15 protein-coding genes are annotated in these 15683 nt (G+C 64.6%); 9 read left to right on the top strand and 6 right to left on the bottom strand.

The window, feature by feature from the left end; translation table 11 throughout:
* The first annotated feature begins 45 nt into the window (after positions 1 to 45).
* Positions 46 to 1065, top strand: coding sequence for an Lrp/AsnC family transcriptional regulator (locus QF015_RS20665; RefSeq protein WP_310203670.1), 1020 nt, complete (start codon positions 46 to 48; stop codon positions 1063 to 1065).
* A gap of 63 nt (positions 1066 to 1128) precedes the next feature.
* A complete protein-coding gene (locus tag QF015_RS20660; RefSeq protein ID WP_310203673.1) occupies positions 1129 to 1548 on the top strand; it encodes a VOC family protein in 420 nt (139 codons plus the stop codon).
* Positions 1549 to 1564: 16 nt separating this feature from the next.
* On the opposite strand, the gene QF015_RS20655 is transcribed toward QF015_RS20660, so the two are convergent.
* From QF015_RS20655 to QF015_RS20635, 5 genes are all read right to left on the bottom strand, one after another.
* Complete coding sequence (locus QF015_RS20655) at positions 1565 to 1957, bottom strand: DUF1304 domain-containing protein (protein ID WP_310203677.1); 393 nt, start codon at positions 1955 to 1957, stop codon at positions 1565 to 1567.
* 52 nt (positions 1958 to 2009) lie between these two features.
* The gene (locus QF015_RS20650) at positions 2010 to 2885 is read right to left on the bottom strand and encodes a class II fructose-bisphosphate aldolase (protein ID WP_429390601.1); all 876 of its coding nucleotides are present in this window, start codon (positions 2883 to 2885) and stop codon (positions 2010 to 2012) included.
* Positions 2885 to 4351 (bottom strand): GntP family transporter, encoded by a 1467-nt coding sequence (locus tag QF015_RS20645; protein WP_310203683.1) that lies wholly within the window; start codon positions 4349 to 4351, stop codon positions 2885 to 2887. Before QF015_RS20645 ends, QF015_RS20650 begins: the two co-directional genes overlap by 1 nt.
* 105 nt (positions 4352 to 4456) lie before the next feature.
* Entirely contained in the window at positions 4457 to 5359 is a 903-nt protein-coding gene (locus QF015_RS20640; RefSeq protein ID WP_429390600.1) for an NAD(P)-dependent oxidoreductase, read from the bottom strand.
* Between the two features lie 11 nt (positions 5360 to 5370).
* Positions 5371 to 6894: a four-carbon acid sugar kinase family protein gene (locus tag QF015_RS20635; RefSeq protein WP_429390599.1), complete on the bottom strand. Its 1524-nt coding sequence runs from the start codon at positions 6892 to 6894 to the stop codon at positions 5371 to 5373.
* Between the two features lie 131 nt (positions 6895 to 7025).
* On the opposite strand from QF015_RS20635, the gene QF015_RS20630 reads away from it, so the two are divergent.
* Both QF015_RS20630 and QF015_RS20625 read left to right on the top strand, forming a co-directional pair.
* Positions 7026 to 7829 carry an alpha/beta fold hydrolase gene (locus QF015_RS20630; RefSeq protein WP_429390598.1) on the top strand — a complete coding sequence of 268 codons (804 nt, stop codon included), beginning with the start codon at positions 7026 to 7028 and terminating at the stop codon, positions 7827 to 7829.
* A 71-nt stretch (positions 7830 to 7900) separates the two neighbouring features.
* Positions 7901 to 8602: a FadR/GntR family transcriptional regulator gene (locus QF015_RS20625; protein WP_310203695.1), complete on the top strand. Its 702-nt coding sequence runs from the start codon at positions 7901 to 7903 to the stop codon at positions 8600 to 8602.
* A gap of 10 nt (positions 8603 to 8612) precedes the next feature.
* On the opposite strand, the gene QF015_RS20620 is transcribed toward QF015_RS20625, so the two are convergent.
* Positions 8613 to 9581: an AraC family transcriptional regulator gene (locus QF015_RS20620; protein WP_429390597.1), complete on the bottom strand. Its 969-nt coding sequence runs from the start codon at positions 9579 to 9581 to the stop codon at positions 8613 to 8615.
* Between the two features lie 277 nt (positions 9582 to 9858).
* Between QF015_RS20620 and QF015_RS20615 the strand changes: the two genes are divergently transcribed.
* From QF015_RS20615 to QF015_RS20595, 5 genes are all read left to right on the top strand, one after another.
* Positions 9859 to 10017 carry a hypothetical protein gene (locus tag QF015_RS20615; RefSeq protein WP_429390596.1) on the top strand — a complete coding sequence of 53 codons (159 nt, stop codon included), beginning with the start codon at positions 9859 to 9861 and terminating at the stop codon, positions 10015 to 10017.
* A 115-nt stretch (positions 10018 to 10132) separates the two neighbouring features.
* On the top strand, positions 10133 to 10921 hold the full coding sequence (locus QF015_RS20610) for an SDR family oxidoreductase (protein WP_310203702.1): 789 nt from the start codon (positions 10133 to 10135) through the stop codon (positions 10919 to 10921).
* 52 nt (positions 10922 to 10973) lie between these two features.
* Entirely contained in the window at positions 10974 to 12215 is a 1242-nt protein-coding gene (locus tag QF015_RS20605) for a styrene monooxygenase/indole monooxygenase family protein (protein ID WP_429390595.1), read from the top strand.
* 27 nt (positions 12216 to 12242) lie between these two features.
* The gene (locus QF015_RS20600) at positions 12243 to 14024 is read left to right on the top strand and encodes a flavin reductase (protein ID WP_429390594.1); all 1782 of its coding nucleotides are present in this window, start codon (positions 12243 to 12245) and stop codon (positions 14022 to 14024) included.
* A 21-nt stretch (positions 14025 to 14045) separates the two neighbouring features.
* Complete coding sequence (locus QF015_RS20595) at positions 14046 to 15683, top strand: phytoene desaturase family protein (RefSeq protein ID WP_429390593.1); 1638 nt, start codon at positions 14046 to 14048, stop codon at positions 15681 to 15683.

Below are 15683 nucleotides of genomic sequence, written 5' to 3'. Positions count from 1 at the left end.
ACACTGGCCTTCAGATTGTTCGAAACCCACTTGAGGCGGCCAGTATTGATTGAATCAGCCACAATTTCTGAGCTGGACCTTGAAATCGTGAACGCCCTTCAGATCAATCCGCGGGCGGAATGGAGCCGTGTTGCGGATGCTCTTGGCCTGTCCGCTCCCACGGTCGCGCGGCGCTGGAACACCTTGGCCGAACAGGGACTGGCGTGGATCACTCCGTCTCCCGGACAGCGCTACCTCAAGGCGGGGTGGTCAGCGTTCATCCAACTGTCCTCCCTGCCCGGCGAGAGCGAGGCCCTGATCCAGAGGCTGTGCAGGGAGCCAGCCTTCGGCACGGTCTCGATGGTTACCGGCTCACATGACGTCTTCATTGATTGCTTCGCGTCCAGTCACGAAGAACTCATGGACATCGTGACCGGGTCCTTCCCCACGCTGCCCGGCATCACGCACCGGGAGGTCGTCTTCGTGACCAAGCTCTACCGGCAGGCTTCGGAATGGCGCAGCGGAACACTCGAGCCTGCCCGTGCACGCCTCGTATCAACGGAACCCAGGCCCACGCCGGCAGGTTACTCGCCGGATCACCTGGACGCCAAGTTGCTGGAGGAGCTCGCCAATGACGGACGCGCAAGTTGGGCGGAACTGGGTGCCGCCTGCCGCGTTTCACCCCAAACTGCCCGACGCCGGGTGGAACGGTTCTTGGCGTCCGCCTACATCACGTTGAGGTGCGATGCGTCCACTGCCGCGAACCGGGGTCTGCGGGAGGTGACGCTCATGCTCAATGTCCCGGCGCAGTACATTGACGACGTCGGCCTCTATTTCGCCGCGCAAGCGAACTGCCGACTCAGCGCCCAGGTGCTCGGAACGCAAAACCTGGTGGCCACGTTCTGGGTCCGGGACTACTTGGAGGCCCAGGCGTTTGAGCGCGAATTGGCCGAGCGGGCACCCGGCAGCACGGTGATCTCACGGCAAGCGGTAGTCCGGACATATAAACGTCTTGGCCATCTTTTGGATGAGTCCGGACGCAGCCTCAGCGTCGTACCGCTGCCGCTGTGGAGGGAAGGAACTTAGAGCCATCCACATGCGGGAGGCAGGGTCTGGACGAAGCGCTGAAACACCGGCAGGATCAAAGCCATGACTACCTCAATTTTCGTGAACCTGCCCGTCAGCGACCTCGAGGCGTCCAAGGAGTTCTATACGGCCCTTGGCTACTCCATCAATCCGAACTTCACGGATGAAACCGCCGCGTGCGTGGTCGTCAGCGACACCATTTACGCCATGCTCCTCACGCACGACAAGTTCAGCGAGTTCACCAAGCAGCCCATTGCGGACACCAAGAACTCGACGGCGGCAATTGTCGCCATTTCTGCCGACAGCCGCGATGACGTGGACGCCCTGGCCACCAAGGCCCTCGACGCCGGAGGGTCCCAGACGTACGAGCCCATGGACATGGGATTCATGTACAGCCGGGCATTCCGCGATTTGGACGGCCACCACTGGGAAGTGGTCTGGATGGACGAAGCCGCAGCCCAGGACGGTCCGCCGGAGCACTAGCCGGTCCGCCGGAGCACTAGCCGAGGGTCAGCGCCAGGACGCCCAGCACGACGGCGAGCAGCGGCGTAGCACCCTGGAGGGTGGCTGCGCGAAGGTACTTCTTGCCGCTGGCGGCCAGCACGAGAGCTGCCAGAAGCATGGAGCCGCAACTGCTGAAGACCAAGGTCCAGCCAACCTGCGGGGCTCCCATGGCTACTGCGATGATGCCGATCAGCGCGCCGACGGCCAGGAACAGGTTGTAGAAGCCTTGGTTGTAAGCCAAGGGTTTGGTGGTTTCAGCATCGGCTTGGGAGGTGAGGCTGAAACGCTTCCACGTGGCCGGTTTGGTCCAGGTAATGGACTCCATGGTGAAAATGTAAACGTGGAGCAGGGCAGCTATCGACGCAAAAATCAGGGAGGCCAGGATCATGGTTTGATCCTAGCCTCCCCGACGAGAACGGCCTGCGCTGTGCGGCCTGGGGTCAGGCGTGGAGCAGTTCCAGCGTGGCGCCAGCAAAGGTTGCCGCGGAGCCATTCCACCGCACCAGCAGGCCCTGGAGATTTTCTCCATCAGCCCGGTGTGCCGCAGTTTCCGCCTCAAGCATCGACAGGATTCCAGTGCGCAGTTCGGTATTGAAGTTCACTTTGCCCACCTGACGGGAGGGAGCTTTCGCCAGCTCGTCGGCAGGAATGCCGGAAGCACCGTGGAGCACCAACGGGACATCGGTGCGCGCCGCGACCTCCTGCAGCACGTCCCATCGGATGCTGGGCTCGCCCTCGTACTTGCCATGCACGTTCCCCACAGCAACGGCGAGGAGCTGCGCCCCGGTCCGTTCAACAAAGTCAGCCACCTGCGCCGGGTCGGTGAGTCCGGCGACGGAAGCACCGGCGTCGTGCGCTGAATCTTCGGTACCGAATGCCTTGTCCTCGTCGCCCGCAAGGCCGCCGAGCTCCGCCTCGATCACGACGTCGGTGGCGCCCTGCGCGTTCAGCGCGGCACGGACGTCGCGGACCAGGGCGATGTTGTCCTCGTAAGTCAAGGACGACCCATCGGCCAGGACCGCATCCGCGCCGGCAGCCACGGACTCACGGATGACTTTCAGGTCCGAGGCGTGGTCCAGTTGGACGGAGACGGGGACACTGGCCGAGTCAGCCAAGCCGCGGAGCGCCGCGATGAGGCGAAGGCCGTTCATTGAGGAGGCAGTCTTCGGAGCCACCAGCAGGATGACACCGAGCCGGGCTTCCTCCGCCGCGCTGACAACGGCGAGCGCGGTAGTGAAGTCGTAGCAGGTGAAGGCGGGAACCGCGGAGCCGGAGGCCAGGGCAGAGTTGACCAGGTGGTCGAGTTTGGTGCGCATTAGTGGCCCAGGCCTCCCACCAGGATCCACGCCACGTAGCTCAGCGCGAAGCCGGCCAAGCCCAGAATGGTGGTCAGGACGGTCCAGGTCTTGAGGCCGTCGGACACGGTGAGGCCGTAGTAGCGGATCACGGTCCAGAATCCCGCGTCAGTCACGTGCGACAGGCCCAGGGCACCGAAGCCGATGGCGATCACGATGACGGCGATCTGGGCCGGTGAGTAGCCGCCTTCCATGACAGCGGAGGTGAGCAGGCCCGTCGTCGTGACGATGGCGACGGTGGCGGAACCCTGCGCGGCGCGCAGTGCCAGGGAGATGATGAAGCCGAGGACGATGACCGGCAGGCCGAGGCTGTCCAGCGTGTGGGACAGGGCCGCACCGATGCCCGACGTACGGAGGACTTCGCCGAAGACGCCGCCGGCAGCAACCACCATGAGGATGGACGCGATAGGAGGCAGTGCGCCTTCGAAGATTTCGCCGGTTTCCTTGAGGGACCAGTTGCGGCGTACAGCCAGCAGGAAGAAGGAGAGGGCCACAGCGACCAGGAGTGCGAAAAACGGGTTGCCGATGAACGCGGCCACGCCGTACCAGTAGCTGTCCTTGGTAATGGTCAGCGTGCCGACTGTGCCGAGGAGGATCTGGGCGATCGGGGCGGCGATCAGGAACATGATCAGGCCGGGACGCGGCGGAGCAATGGCGCGGGCTCCGGGGCCGTCGTGGCCCACGTGGACCAGGGAGTCGGAACCAAATTCGTCGACCTGCTGCTTTACGCCGGGAAGCAGTTCGTAGTCTTTGCGGTTCATGATGCTGGCGACCCAGTAGGACAGGAAGCCCAGCGGAATGCAGATGATGAGCGAAATCATCGTGATGAGTCCAATGTCGGCGCCGAAGACGCCGGCGCCGGCCACAATTCCCGGGTGCGGCGGGACGGCCACGTGGATGGACAGCATGATGCCGGCCATGGGCAGCCCGAACTTGATCGGGTGGACGTTGGCGATCTTGGCGAAGGCGTAGACGATCGGTACGAGGACGATCACGCCGACCTCGAAGAAGACAGGAATCGCAACGAGGAAGCCGACGGCGGTCAGTGCGACCGCGACGCGCTTGGCTCCGAGCTTCTCCGTGAAGTGGGTGGCCAGCGACTGCACGCCACCGGAAACCTCGATCATGCGGCCGAGGATGGCGCCGAGGGCAATCAACAAGGCAACCTTGCCCATGGTGCTGCCGACGCCGTTGGTGACCACCGTGAAGATGTCCTTCAGCGGAATCTGCGCGGCAACGCCCACCAGGATGCTGACAGCCAGCAACGCAACGAAAGCCTGGATCTTGAAGCGGATGATCAGCACCAGCAGCAGGGCGATACCGGCGGCGGCAATGGTCAGCAGAAGCGGCGTTCCCAGCTCCACTGCGGGCTTGATGGCGGGGGCGTCGGCCGCCCGAACCATCAACGAATTGACGAGGGGATTCATTGGGGGGTGTCTCCTTTGACAAACCAGTCTAGAGAGAAGACCGGCGGGAGGTGGCGACGACGGCGAAGGGGGGACCGCCGTCGTCGCGGGTTTTTAGAGGGGTGCTTAGGCGGTGCGCTTGGTAGGCGCGACGACCTTGATGACGGCGGAGTCGTCGGCAGCGGCGAGGCCCTGGGCCTGGCCGAGAAGGTAGAGCTGTTCGGCAGCGGCGGCAACGGGTGCGGCGAGGCCGGCGGCCCGGGTTGCCTTCCCCACGATGCCCATGTCCTTGACGAAAATATCCAGGCGGCTCAGGACCTCGGCTCCATCTTCGGAATAGGCCTCAAGGATGCGCGGGCCGCGGTTGGAGAGCATGAAGGAACCGGCGGCGCCGGCTTCGAGGGCGGCCAGGGTCTTGGCCTGGTCCAGTCCGAGGGCATCGGCGAGTGCCATGGCCTCGGCAGCGGCGGCGATGTGCACGCCGCACAGGAGCTGGTTGACGGTCTTGAGCGCCTGGCCGTCGCCGGGCTTGTCGCCCACGATGCTCAGGGTGGAAGCCAACAGTTCAAGGGCAGGCCGGGCCTTCTCAAGCGCTTCCGGCTCTGCGCCGACGACGATCAGGAGGTCACCTTCGCCGGCACGCTTGGGGCCGCCGGACAGCGGAGCGTCCACGAGTGCCACGCCGTACCCGGCCAGCTTGGCGACCGTAGCCGGGATGGCTTCAGTGCCGACGGTGCTGCCGAGGATCACGACGGCGCCCGGCTTCAGGACCGGGGCCACGCCGTTCTCGCCGAAGAGGACATCGTTGAGCTGCTCGCCGTTGCGGACGGCGAGCAGCAGCGCGTCGGCGTCCTGGGAGGCTTCGCGGGCTGAGGCAAAAGTCTTGATGCCGGCTGCGGCGGCGAGCTCCAGGCGGGGCTCGGCGATGTCGAAGCCGTGGACGGTCAGCTCGGACGCGAGGCGGGTTGCCATGGGCAGGCCCATGGCGCCGAGGCCCAGGACGGTGATGGTGTAGTTGCTGCTGGTCATGGTGTTCTCCATTAAATTTTTCGCTGTTGGAAAGTGGCGCTGAGCTTGCGGGTGACGTGGGTCAGGGACTGGTCGTCGCCCACGTTCCCGGCGAAGACGATGTACGGAATGCCCTTCGCGGGACCGTCCACCGGTTCCCAGAGCGAGACGATGCCCGGCAGCATGGGTCCCCGGACAATCGCGTGGCGGATCTCCAGGCCGTGCGCCGCCACGTCCGAGGACGTGATGCCGCCCTTGGCGATGACGAACCGCGGCGGGAAGGTCTTCAGGGTGCGGTTCACCACGGCGACGACGGCGGCCGAGACCGTGCGGGCGATCTTCAGGCTCGCTGCGGCGTCGTCGGTCTTGATGAGCAGGCGGCTGGTGTGGACGATGACGTCACCGGCGTGGAGAGCGTCCACGACGTCGGACACCACGGTTCCGATGTAGGCGTCGGCTTCCGCTTCGCCCGCAGTCTTGGTTCCGGCAATGAGCTTCTGGACGTCGATCTCGATGATCCGGGCCGAGCTGTGAGCGGCCGTGAGGTCGTTGAGCTGGCGGGTGGTGACACCAACGTGGGAGCCGACCACGATCAGGCCGCCGGCTTCGGAGGGGGTGTTGCCCGCGTAGGCCTCTTCGGAGGTCAGCGCGGTGCGGATTTCCTGGCCAATGCGGCCGCGAACGAACGGCGGACCGACACGGTAGAGGAGCTTCTTGCCGCGGCGCTCGGCTTCCTCCAGGCCCAGGGCCAGGGCACGGAAGTCGTTCTCGGTGACGATGTCAGCCACGATCGGGGTGGAATTCGTGGCGGATTCCAAGGCGTCGGCAATGGCCTTGGCGGAGATGGTGGGGTCCTGCGCGGAGGCGCCGGCGCGGATGATGTTCAGGTCCAGGACGATCACGTCGCTGGCCGGGAACCTGCCCTGCGACTTCTCCTCCACATACTTGGCCATCTCGGAGTTGGCGAAACCGAAGCTGGCGTCCTTGGCGAATTCGGTCTCGGCTACAGGAGTGAGCTTTCCCGCGTCTTCTCCGGTGCCACGCATATAGTGCACGCCGCCGATGGTGACTCGGCCGGCGTCGGGGAAGGCCGGGACGATGACTACTCCGTCGGTGGCTTCGCCGGTTTCGGCGGCGACAGTGGCGGCGATGACGTCGGGTTCCAGCGGGTAGTGGCCACGGAGAGTGGAGTCGCTGCGGCTGACGAAGCCCAGGCTGACCGCGCCTGCAGCTGCTGCAAGGGCGTTGCGGACGATTTCCTCGTTGCGGGCCGCGGCTTCGGCCGGGTCCAGGCTGCGCGTGTTGGTCAGGACGTAGACGGCAGGCTTGGTCTGGTTTTCGCGGATGTGGGTGAAGGCCCAGGTGAAATCCTCCACTTCCCAGTGAGTGAGCACCGCGAGGTCCGCCACGGACTGGGTGCCCGTGGGGTCGTCATCGAGGACAACCAGCACTCGCGGGGTGCTGGCTGCTAAGGCGGCAACGGCATCGGCTACCAGCTGGGCGGGAATCCTGACTTCCGCCGGGAAAGCGGCCAGAACGTCTGCTTCAAGGGTCACTGTGCACTCCATTGTGGAAAATCTGTGTAGCGGTTGAAGGAATGTCAGATGTCAGACATCTAACATTTGAATGTTAGTGTGACACACGGCTCTTCGCCGCGCAAGGCGCCGGCGATCACTAGGCTTGGTCCATGGCTGACAGCGCGGTTCCGCTCCCTTTCGTGGACGTGAGGGACCCCAACGTTTCCGCAGGTGACCAGCTTCCAGTGGTGCTCATCCACGGCTGGGCGTCCGCTTCGGCGTACTGGGAACCCCTGGCCGGGAAACTGCTCGACGCCGGTCGGCCGGTATGGATCCTGGACCTTCCGGGCTACCACCCCGGAGAGGTACTGCCGCCGGACTTCGACTGGACACTGGACTCGGCAGCAGCCTCGGCAGCGGCCGTCCTCAACGAGCTGGGCGGAACCCGGGTGCATCTGGTGGGTCATTCCCTGGGTGGCAGCGTCGCCTTGACCTTGGCGGCGGAGTTCCCGCACCTGGTGGCGACGGTGACTCTGGTGGGCATGGTGCCGGCACCTCCGAATGAAGGATTCCGGTCCATGCTGGAGTCCCAGTGGGGGCAAGGCTTCATCGACGCCGGAGCCAGGGCCAAGTGCATGGAGGCTTGGTATGGCCCACTGACCCAGGCAGATTCCGAGCTGCTCAGCAAGGGCTTCGATGTTCCGTTTTCGGTTCTCGGCCCCAGCGGCAAGGCGGCCATGACCGGCGTCGAACCTTCAGTTCCCGGGCGGGTACTGGCGCCCCTGCTGGTGATCGCCGGAACCGGTGACCGCGTGAGGCCCATCGACCAGATGGCTGCCTTCGCGTCGGCAAGCCCGCGCCGGAAGCTGAAGGCCATCTCCGGGGCGGGCCACAGTGTCCACTGGGAAAAGCCGCAGGAATGCGCCGAAGCGTTGCACGACTTCTGGAAAACCAGCTGGCCGCCGCCAGCGTAAGATGTCTGACAACCATCCGTCCCACGGAGCTGCGGGACGCAGGATGGCCGGAGTACAGGAAATGGGGATACATGGCACGCAAGTCGCTGGTCGGCGTCGTCGCTGATGAGTTGCTGGACCGCATCATCGCGGGTGAATTTCCGCCCGGAACGGTGGTCCCCGGCGAGCTGGAGCTCAGCGCCAAGCACGAGGTCAGTCGAATGACGGTGCGTGAAGCCATGAAGACCCTCGAGGCGCAGCGCATTCTCAGCGTGGAGCGTGGCCGCGGCACCTTCGTCAACCCGCTTAACCAGTGGGCCTCGCTGGAAGCCGTGCTGCGGGCCGCATCAGAGGGAACCAAGGACGCCGCAGCGGCCATCCAGCTCATTGAGCTCCGCCGCATGCTGGAAACCGGGGCCTGCGAACTCGCTGCCGAACGCATTTCCGATGATGAACTCACCGCACTCAATGAACACGTCGACACAATGCAGGCCGCCCACGAAGTCAACGACCTTGCAGCGTTCGTGGAAGCAGACCTCGCGTTCCACGACGTGATTCTCCACGCCTCCGGCAACGTGTTTGTGGCCGTGCTTTTTGAACCGCTGCACAGGGTCCTCGAAGCCCGGCGCACCGAAACGTCGGCGTTTCCGGAAATCCAGGAGCATGCCATCGGCCACCACCGGAAGATCGCCACGGCGCTGGAATCCAGGAACCCCGATGCGTCACGCCTGGCCATGGACGCCCACATGCAGCAGACCTTGGACGACCTGAAGACGTACGTCCTGGAAGCGTAGCCCCAGCGACCTAACGGCGCAGGCTTTCCGAGGGCAGCTCCCCGAAGGCCTTCAGGTAGAGGGACGAGAACCGCCCCTGATGCGTGAAACCGCATAACTCGGCGACGGCGGTGACGGTCTGTTCCCGGGGGCTTGCCTCCAGAAGCATCTCCCGCGCCCGGTCCAACCGGATGCTCCTGAGCAGCTCCGACGGCGTCGCGCCCGTCTCCGCCCGCAGGGCCGTCTGCAACGTGCGCACGGAAACGCCCAGGCATTCGGCGATGTCCGGCACGGTGAGTTCTTCGAAAGCGTGTCGCTCCAACAACTCGCGGCACTCACGGACCAGGCGGCTCTCCGCGTCCCCGTCCCCTGCCACATCGGCGGGAGGCTCCATGGCCATCAGCAGCCGCGAGACCATGGTGTCCGCCAGCAACCCCTGCATGAAGACGGGAGCAGCGGTCTGTGGCTGGCCGATCATGTCGTCATGAAGCTCGACGACGGCCCTCAGGAAAGCCCGACCGGCGGCACCTGAAAGATCCATGCCATAGGCCAGTCCTCCAGGAGCCGCCCCGTTGAGCTGCCACGCCACCCGCTCCAAAGCTGTACGCCGCACGTACACAATCAAGTGCGGGCTGCCACTGTCCCAGCTCATGGAGAAGGGCTGGTCGATCGGCGGCACGGTCGCCATGCTTGGGCTCGATTCCACAGTGCTTGCCCCCACCTGCATGGAAGCATGCCCTGCCAACGGAATCTGCACCAAGTGGAAGTCCTCCAGGCCGTCAGGCTCAATCCGAACGTCAGCGCCGTAGTCCAGAAACTCAATCCCGACGTCGCCGCGGTGCAGGGAGCGCAGCTTCATATCCACTGAAGACTGGCGGGTCCGCGGCGCCAACTCGTGGCTGCAGAACAGTTCTGCGATTTTGGCGTGCGCCTCATCCACATCGGTTGTGGCCGTTGTCGGCCGTCCCCGCAGAACATCGCGGGCAAGAATTCTCACCATCCGCCACCTACTTAAACAGGGTCTCTTCGCTTTTCGGATGATCCTCGCGCCAAGCGGATATTCCGGGCTGCTGCGGCTGTCTAGAGTCGCTTTTAGGACAAGTATGACGCAGCTCACATCACCATAACAGCGCCGGAAGCGAGGTGAGGACCAGTGAAAAACATCAAGCTCGTGCATGACCGCCGGGATGAGTGGGACCGGAACCATCCGAAGCCTGCTCCACGGCCAAGCAAGTGACGCGTCGCCGACTCCAGGCGCCGATCGGAAAGGACACCCAGTGATCCCCGTACTTCAATTCTTCTTTCACCTGCTCGACCTGCGCCACGGCGGATTCGCGGCATGGGAGCAGGAAATGGCGGCGGTGGACATCCGCCTGACGTCAGGACCGTGGGTCGGCTGGCACGAAGAGATGGATGACCCTTCGCATTGTGGATAGCCATCGCGCCAAGTGGATATTCCGCGAATCAACGGCGGCCTAGAGTCGCTTTCAGAGTAAATATGACGCACGTCATATTTCCGTAACACGATCTCGTAAGTGGAAGGGTTTGCACATGTCAGCACTTGAAGGCAGGACGGCGATGGTCACCGGCGGGGTCACCAAGGTGGGCCAAGGCGTGGTGACCGCCCTGCGGGACGCCGGGGCAACGGTCGTGGTTGCGGACATAGACCCCGACGGCGAATCGCTCACCGCCGGGCTGGGCGAGCGAATCCTCTACTCCCATACGGACATCACCGATGATGCCGCCGTAGCGGACCTCGTGGAGAAGACCGTCGCTGCACACGGCGGCCTCGACATCCTGGTCAACCTCGCCTGCACCTATAAGGACGACGGCGCGGCTTCCGGTCGCGCCGACTGGCTCGAGGCGCTCAACGTCAACCTCGTGAGCGCCGTCGTGGCAAGCAACGCAGCCCGCCCCCACCTCAAAGCCTCCGGGCACGGCGCCATCATCAACTTCACCTCCATTTCCAGCTCGGTGGCCCAGACCGGCCGCTGGCTGTATCCCGCCAGCAAGGCTGCTTTGGTGCAGGTAACCCGCAGCATGGCAGTGGACTTTGCGGCTGATGGGATCCGGGTCAATTCGGTAAGCCCCGGCTGGGTCTGGAGCAACATCATGGATTCACTCAGCAACGGAAACCTGGAGAAGACCGACTCCGTCGCAGCCCCCTTCCACGCACTCAAGCGCGTCGGCCGCCCGCACGAGGTGGGTGACGTCGTCGCGTTCCTCGCAGGCGACCAGGCAAGTTTCGTGACGGGTGCCGATTGGGCCGTCGACGGCGGCTACTCCGCCTTGGGACCCGAACGCGCCGAGGAAGCCATTCCCCTGCTCGCCGCCAACTGACAACCGCGCACCAGACCTAGAGCGCACCAGACCAAGAGAAAAGGGCAACACCATGACGCAACGCCACATCACCATAGTCGGCGCCGGCCAGTCCGGACTGCAGCTGGGCATCGGCCTGCTGGACGCCGGCTTCCAGGTCACCACCATTTCCAACCGCACCCCGGAGGAAATCCGCGAGGGCAAAGTAGCCTCCAGCCAGTGCATCTTCCACAACGCCTTGGAACACGAACGGGCGCTGGGACTGGATTTCTGGCCCGACGCCCCCACCGTTGACGGCATCTCCTTCACCATTCCCCACCCCGAACTGCCTGGCGGGAAGGCCATCAGCTGGTCCTCACGCCTGGACCACCGTGCCAAGTCCATCGACCAGCGCGTGAAATTCCCGCGGTTCATGGAGGAGTTCACCGCGCGCGGCGGCGAGCTGGTGTTCGAAGACGCCGGAGTAGGCGAGCTGGAAAAGTACACGCAAGACTCGGACCTGGTGATCGTGGCAGCCGGCAAGGGCGAGATCGCGCAGCTCTTCACCCGCGACGCCGAACGCAGCACCTACGACGCCCCGCAGCGGGCCCTTGCCTTGACCTACGTGAAGGGACTGAAGCCGCGCGAAGAGTATTCGGCGGTGTCGTTCAACCTCATCCCCGGCGTGGGTGAGTACTTCGTCTTCCCGGCACTCACCACTACCGGCCCCTGCGAAATCATGGTCTTCGAAGGCGTTCCCGGCGGCCCCATGGACACCTGGAAGGGACTGTCCCCCGAAGAGCACCTGGAGAACTCCAAGAACATCCTGAAGACCTTCCTGCCGTGGGAAGCCGAACGCGCCACGAACGTGGAACTCACCGATCCCAACGGCGTCCTCCAAGGCAGGTTTGCCCCGACCGTCCGCCACCCGATTGCCACCTTGCCGAGCGGCCGGCAGGTACTGGGCCTGGCCGACGTCGTGGTGTTGAACGACCCCATCACCGGCCAGGGCTCCAACAACGCGAGCAAGTGCGCGGCGTCGTACATGGACAGCATCATCGAGCACGGCAACGCAGCCTACGACGCAGAGTTCATGCAGGGCACGTTCGAGCGCTATTGGGATTACGCCCAGCACGTTGCACACTGGACAAATGCCCTCCTGGCCCCGCCGCCGCCCCACGTCCTTGAACTCCTGGGCGCCGCGAACAACGAGCCGCATATTGCCCACCGCTTTGCCAACGGCTTCAACCACCCTCCGGAATTCCAGGAATGGTTCATGTATCCGGACAAGGCCGCTGAGTACTTGGCCACCCTTTCCACCGCCAAGGTTTCGTAGCACACCCCTGCCACTAAGGACTCAAACATGCGAAAGATAGCAATCGTCGGGGCCGGGGAATCCGGTGCCCAACTGGCCCTGGGCCTGCAGCGGGAGGGCTACCCGGTAACACTCCTTTCGGACCGTTCCGCGGCCCAGATCCGCACGGGCAACGTCATGTCCAGCCAGTGCATGTTCTCCACAGCCCTGGACGCCGAAGCCCAGATGGGCACGGCACTCACGGAGTTCTACGGGTCCGGTACCGTCCCGGGCATCACCTCCATCCGCTTACGGGTAGACGCTGACCAACCCATCGAGTGGGAAGCCCCCTTGGACGGGCCTGCCCGCTCCATCGACCAACGGATCAAGAGTGCCCTCTGGATCGAGACGTTCGTGGCAGCCGGAGGTGACTTCCGGATTGAGAAAGTGACCCCGCGCATGCTCGAAGAACTCGCCCGCGACTACGAACTTGTCATTGTCAGCACCGGCAAGGGCGAGATCGGCCAGATCTTTCCGCGGGACAAGGCCAAGTCGCCCTTTGACCGGCCGCAGCGGGTCCTGGCGCTCAACTACGTCACGCCCGACGGCGGTGCTGCCGCCAGCGGTGCTGCCGCCAGCGGGGTGGCCGGGACGTCACCCGACAACACCTCCACCAGCGCCGCCGCCATCCGCATGTCCATGGCCCCCGGCGTCGGCGAGTTCTTCACGTTTCCGGGCCTGACCGTTTCCGGTCCGTGCCGGATGATGGTGTTCGAAGGCGTGGTGGGCGGCCCCATGGACCGCTGGACCGGCGTCGGAAGCCCCCAAGAGCAGCTTGAGCGTTCGCTGGAGATCCTGCGCGAGCATTTCCCGCACGAAGCCGGCAATTTCGAGGACGCGGAATTGACCGACGAAGGCGCCACGCTGCTGGGACGCATCACGCCAACGGTGAGGTCCGCCGTCGGGGAACTCGGGAACGGGAAGCTGGTGTTCGGCCTCGGTGACGCCGTGCTCCTCAACGACCCCCTCACCGGGCAGGGCTCCAACAACGCAACGCTGGCCGCCAAGTATTACCTGGATTCGATCGTTCGCCGGGGCCAACAACCGTTCGACCGCCACTGGATGGAGCGGACGTTCGATGAGTTCTGGCGCGGATGGGGCCAGTGGGCCGTTGAATGGACCAACGACCTCCTGAAGCCGCGGAGGGACCACCAGAAGACCCTGCTCAGCGAAGCCGCGGAACACCCTGCGCTGGCAGCGGGAATTGCGGCCGGCTTCGATGACCCCAGGACCTCGTACCCCTGGTGGTTCGACGCCACCGCGGCGGCAGATTTCATGCAGGCCCGCAAAGAGGAAGACACCTCGGTGTTCGATGTCCGCGATTTCCGGGGCGCGTTGGGGCAGTTTGCCACCGGCGTCACCGTGGTGACCACTGTTGCCGCTGACGGCCGGAAAGTGGGCATGACGGCGAATTCGTTCACGTCGGTTTCCATGGAACCGCCCTTGGTGCTGTGGTGTCCCGGCAAGCGGTCGCCGAGCCTGGGTGACTTCGAAAATGCCACGCATTTCGCCATCAACATTTTGGCCAGCGACCAGCACGTCCTCTCCCGCCAGTTCGCGACCCCCGCCACCGACAAGTTCGCCGGAACAGAAACCACTGAGGGCATCGCCGGAGTCCCGCTGTTGGATGGCGCCGTGGCGACATTCCAGTGCCGCACGGTCTCACGGCACGACGCCGGCGACCATGTCATCTATGTGGGCGAAGTGGAGAAATACGACTACGACGGCGGCGCTCCCCTGGTGTTCCATGCCGGGAAGTACCACGCCACCGCCAGCCACCCGGACTTCTGACCACCCTTGAAAGGAGCAGATATGCACGATTCCGTTGACGTCGCGATCATTGGCTCGGGCATCAATTCCCTGGTCGCGGCAGCTGAGCTGGCGATGGACGGCCAGCGCGTCTGCATCATCGAAAGGTCGGACAGGCTGGGTGGTTTCATTCATTCCGCCGAGCGGACCCTGCCGGGTTTCATCCACGACTCCTTCTCCTCCTGGCACCCGTTGTTCGTCTCCGGCGGCGCCTACGCGGCGTTGGGCAAGGAACTGCACGCCAGGGGGCTGGAGTACTGCAACACTACGGCGGAAGTGACCGCAAGCGTCGCAGCGGATCCCGCCACGGGCGCCCACCGCGTGGTCATTGCCCACCGGGATCCGGGTGAGACGGCTGCCGCCTTTAAGGTTCCCGCCGATCAAGCCGCATACCTGGCCATGCTGGATGACCTTGGGCGGAATGCGGACACCGTTTTTGGGGCCTTCGGGGCCGAGCTTCGATCATTCAGCGATGTTGCGAAAATCGTGTTGGGCGCGGTTCGACGGGGGCGCTTGAAAGCGACCGAACTTTTCGTCCGGGACTCGGTCATGAGCGGACGGAACTACACGCGCAGCCGCTTCGACGGGTGGGAAGCGGACCAACTGTGGTCTCCGTGGCTCCTGCATGCCGGCCTGGGACCGGACCAGGCGACAGGTGGGGTGATGCTGCCGGTGATGGCCATGAGCATGCACGGCTTCGGGATCCCCGTGGTGAAGGGTGGTTCCTCAAAGTTTGTTGAGGCGTTTGAGTCGTTGCTTCGCGACAACGGCGTCCGGATCATGCTGGGTGCTGAGGCGGAAGAGATCCTGGTGGACAGCGGTTCAGGCAGGGTCACCGGTGTCCGCACCCCACGGGGCGTGCTCGCCGCAGGCACCGTGTTGGCCAACGTCTCGCCGCAGGCACTGTATACCCGGCTGCTCAGCCAGCCACCTGCCGGTACCGCCGCGGCTGCCGAACGCTACCAGAACGGCCGGGGTGCCCTGCAGATCCACCTCGCCTTGGACAAGCCCGTTGAGTGGCTGGATTCCCGGCTCAACCGGGTGCCGTTGGTGCACATCAGCAACGGTTCGGACAGCACAGGGATCGCATGTGCCCAGGCTGAGGCGGGCCTCCTGCCCAGTGAACCCACGGTGGTGGTGGGCCAACAGTGCGTCCTGGATCCGTCGCGGGCACCGGAGGGCAAGGCCACCTTGTGGCTGCAGTTGCAGGAAGTGCCCTTCACGCCCGTCGGCGATGCGGCCGGGCAACTGGACGTAACCGGCGGCTGGACCGACGAACTGAAGCAGGACTATCTGGAGCGGGTCCTCGACCGGTTGGAGCACTTCGCCCCAGGCACCCGGGCTACGGTCCTGGCGTCGGACATCATGGCACCGACGGACTTGCTGGCCGCGAATCCCAATGCCGTCAACGGTGATCCCTACGGAGGCTCTGCGGAGCTGTTCCAAAACCTGCTCTGGCGTCCTTTCCCGGGAGCGGCAGGACACCGGACGCCCATCAACGGTCTCTGGCACATCGGCGCCTCCACCCATCCGGGCCCAGGCCTTTCCGGCGGTTCCGGGCACTTGGTGGCCCAAAAACTGACCACTAAAGAGCCACGACTTTCCCGTATTCAAGCAGCACTGAAACCACGCAAGCGATAG

The sequence above is a fragment of the Paenarthrobacter sp. TE4293 genome (genome assembly GCF_050435325.1).
Lineage (GTDB): Bacteria > Actinomycetota > Actinomycetes > Actinomycetales > Micrococcaceae > Arthrobacter > Arthrobacter nitroguajacolicus_C.
Note: the sequence above shows the minus strand (reverse complement) of the source record. Positions and strands in the feature narration are given on the sequence as shown.

What these genes read in the sequence shown, in the direction of transcription:
- QF015_RS20645 (WP_310203683.1), bottom strand. Translation starts at nt 4,351, where the DNA reads ATGAATCCCCTCGTCAATTCGTTGATGGTTCGGGCGGCCGACGCCCCC.
- QF015_RS20620 (WP_429390597.1), bottom strand. Translation starts at nt 9,581, where the DNA reads ATGGTGAGAATTCTTGCCCGCGATGTTCTGCGGGGACGGCCGACAACG.
- QF015_RS20610 (WP_310203702.1), top strand. Translation starts at nt 10,133, where the DNA reads ATGTCAGCACTTGAAGGCAGGACGGCGATGGTCACCGGCGGGGTCACC.
- QF015_RS20640 (WP_429390600.1), bottom strand. Translation starts at nt 5,359, where the DNA reads ATGACCAGCAGCAACTACACCATCACCGTCCTGGGCCTCGGCGCCATG.
- QF015_RS20605 (WP_429390595.1), top strand. Translation starts at nt 10,974, where the DNA reads ATGACGCAACGCCACATCACCATAGTCGGCGCCGGCCAGTCCGGACTG.
- QF015_RS20650 (WP_429390601.1), bottom strand. Translation starts at nt 2,885, where the DNA reads ATGCGCACCAAACTCGACCACCTGGTCAACTCTGCCCTGGCCTCCGGC.
- QF015_RS20660 (WP_310203673.1), top strand. Translation starts at nt 1,129, where the DNA reads ATGACTACCTCAATTTTCGTGAACCTGCCCGTCAGCGACCTCGAGGCG.
- QF015_RS20600 (WP_429390594.1), top strand. Translation starts at nt 12,243, where the DNA reads ATGCGAAAGATAGCAATCGTCGGGGCCGGGGAATCCGGTGCCCAACTG.
- QF015_RS20630 (WP_429390598.1), top strand. Translation starts at nt 7,026, where the DNA reads ATGGCTGACAGCGCGGTTCCGCTCCCTTTCGTGGACGTGAGGGACCCC.
- QF015_RS20595 (WP_429390593.1), top strand. Translation starts at nt 14,046, where the DNA reads ATGCACGATTCCGTTGACGTCGCGATCATTGGCTCGGGCATCAATTCC.
- QF015_RS20625 (WP_310203695.1), top strand. Translation starts at nt 7,901, where the DNA reads ATGGCACGCAAGTCGCTGGTCGGCGTCGTCGCTGATGAGTTGCTGGAC.
- QF015_RS20655 (WP_310203677.1), bottom strand. Translation starts at nt 1,957, where the DNA reads ATGATCCTGGCCTCCCTGATTTTTGCGTCGATAGCTGCCCTGCTCCAC.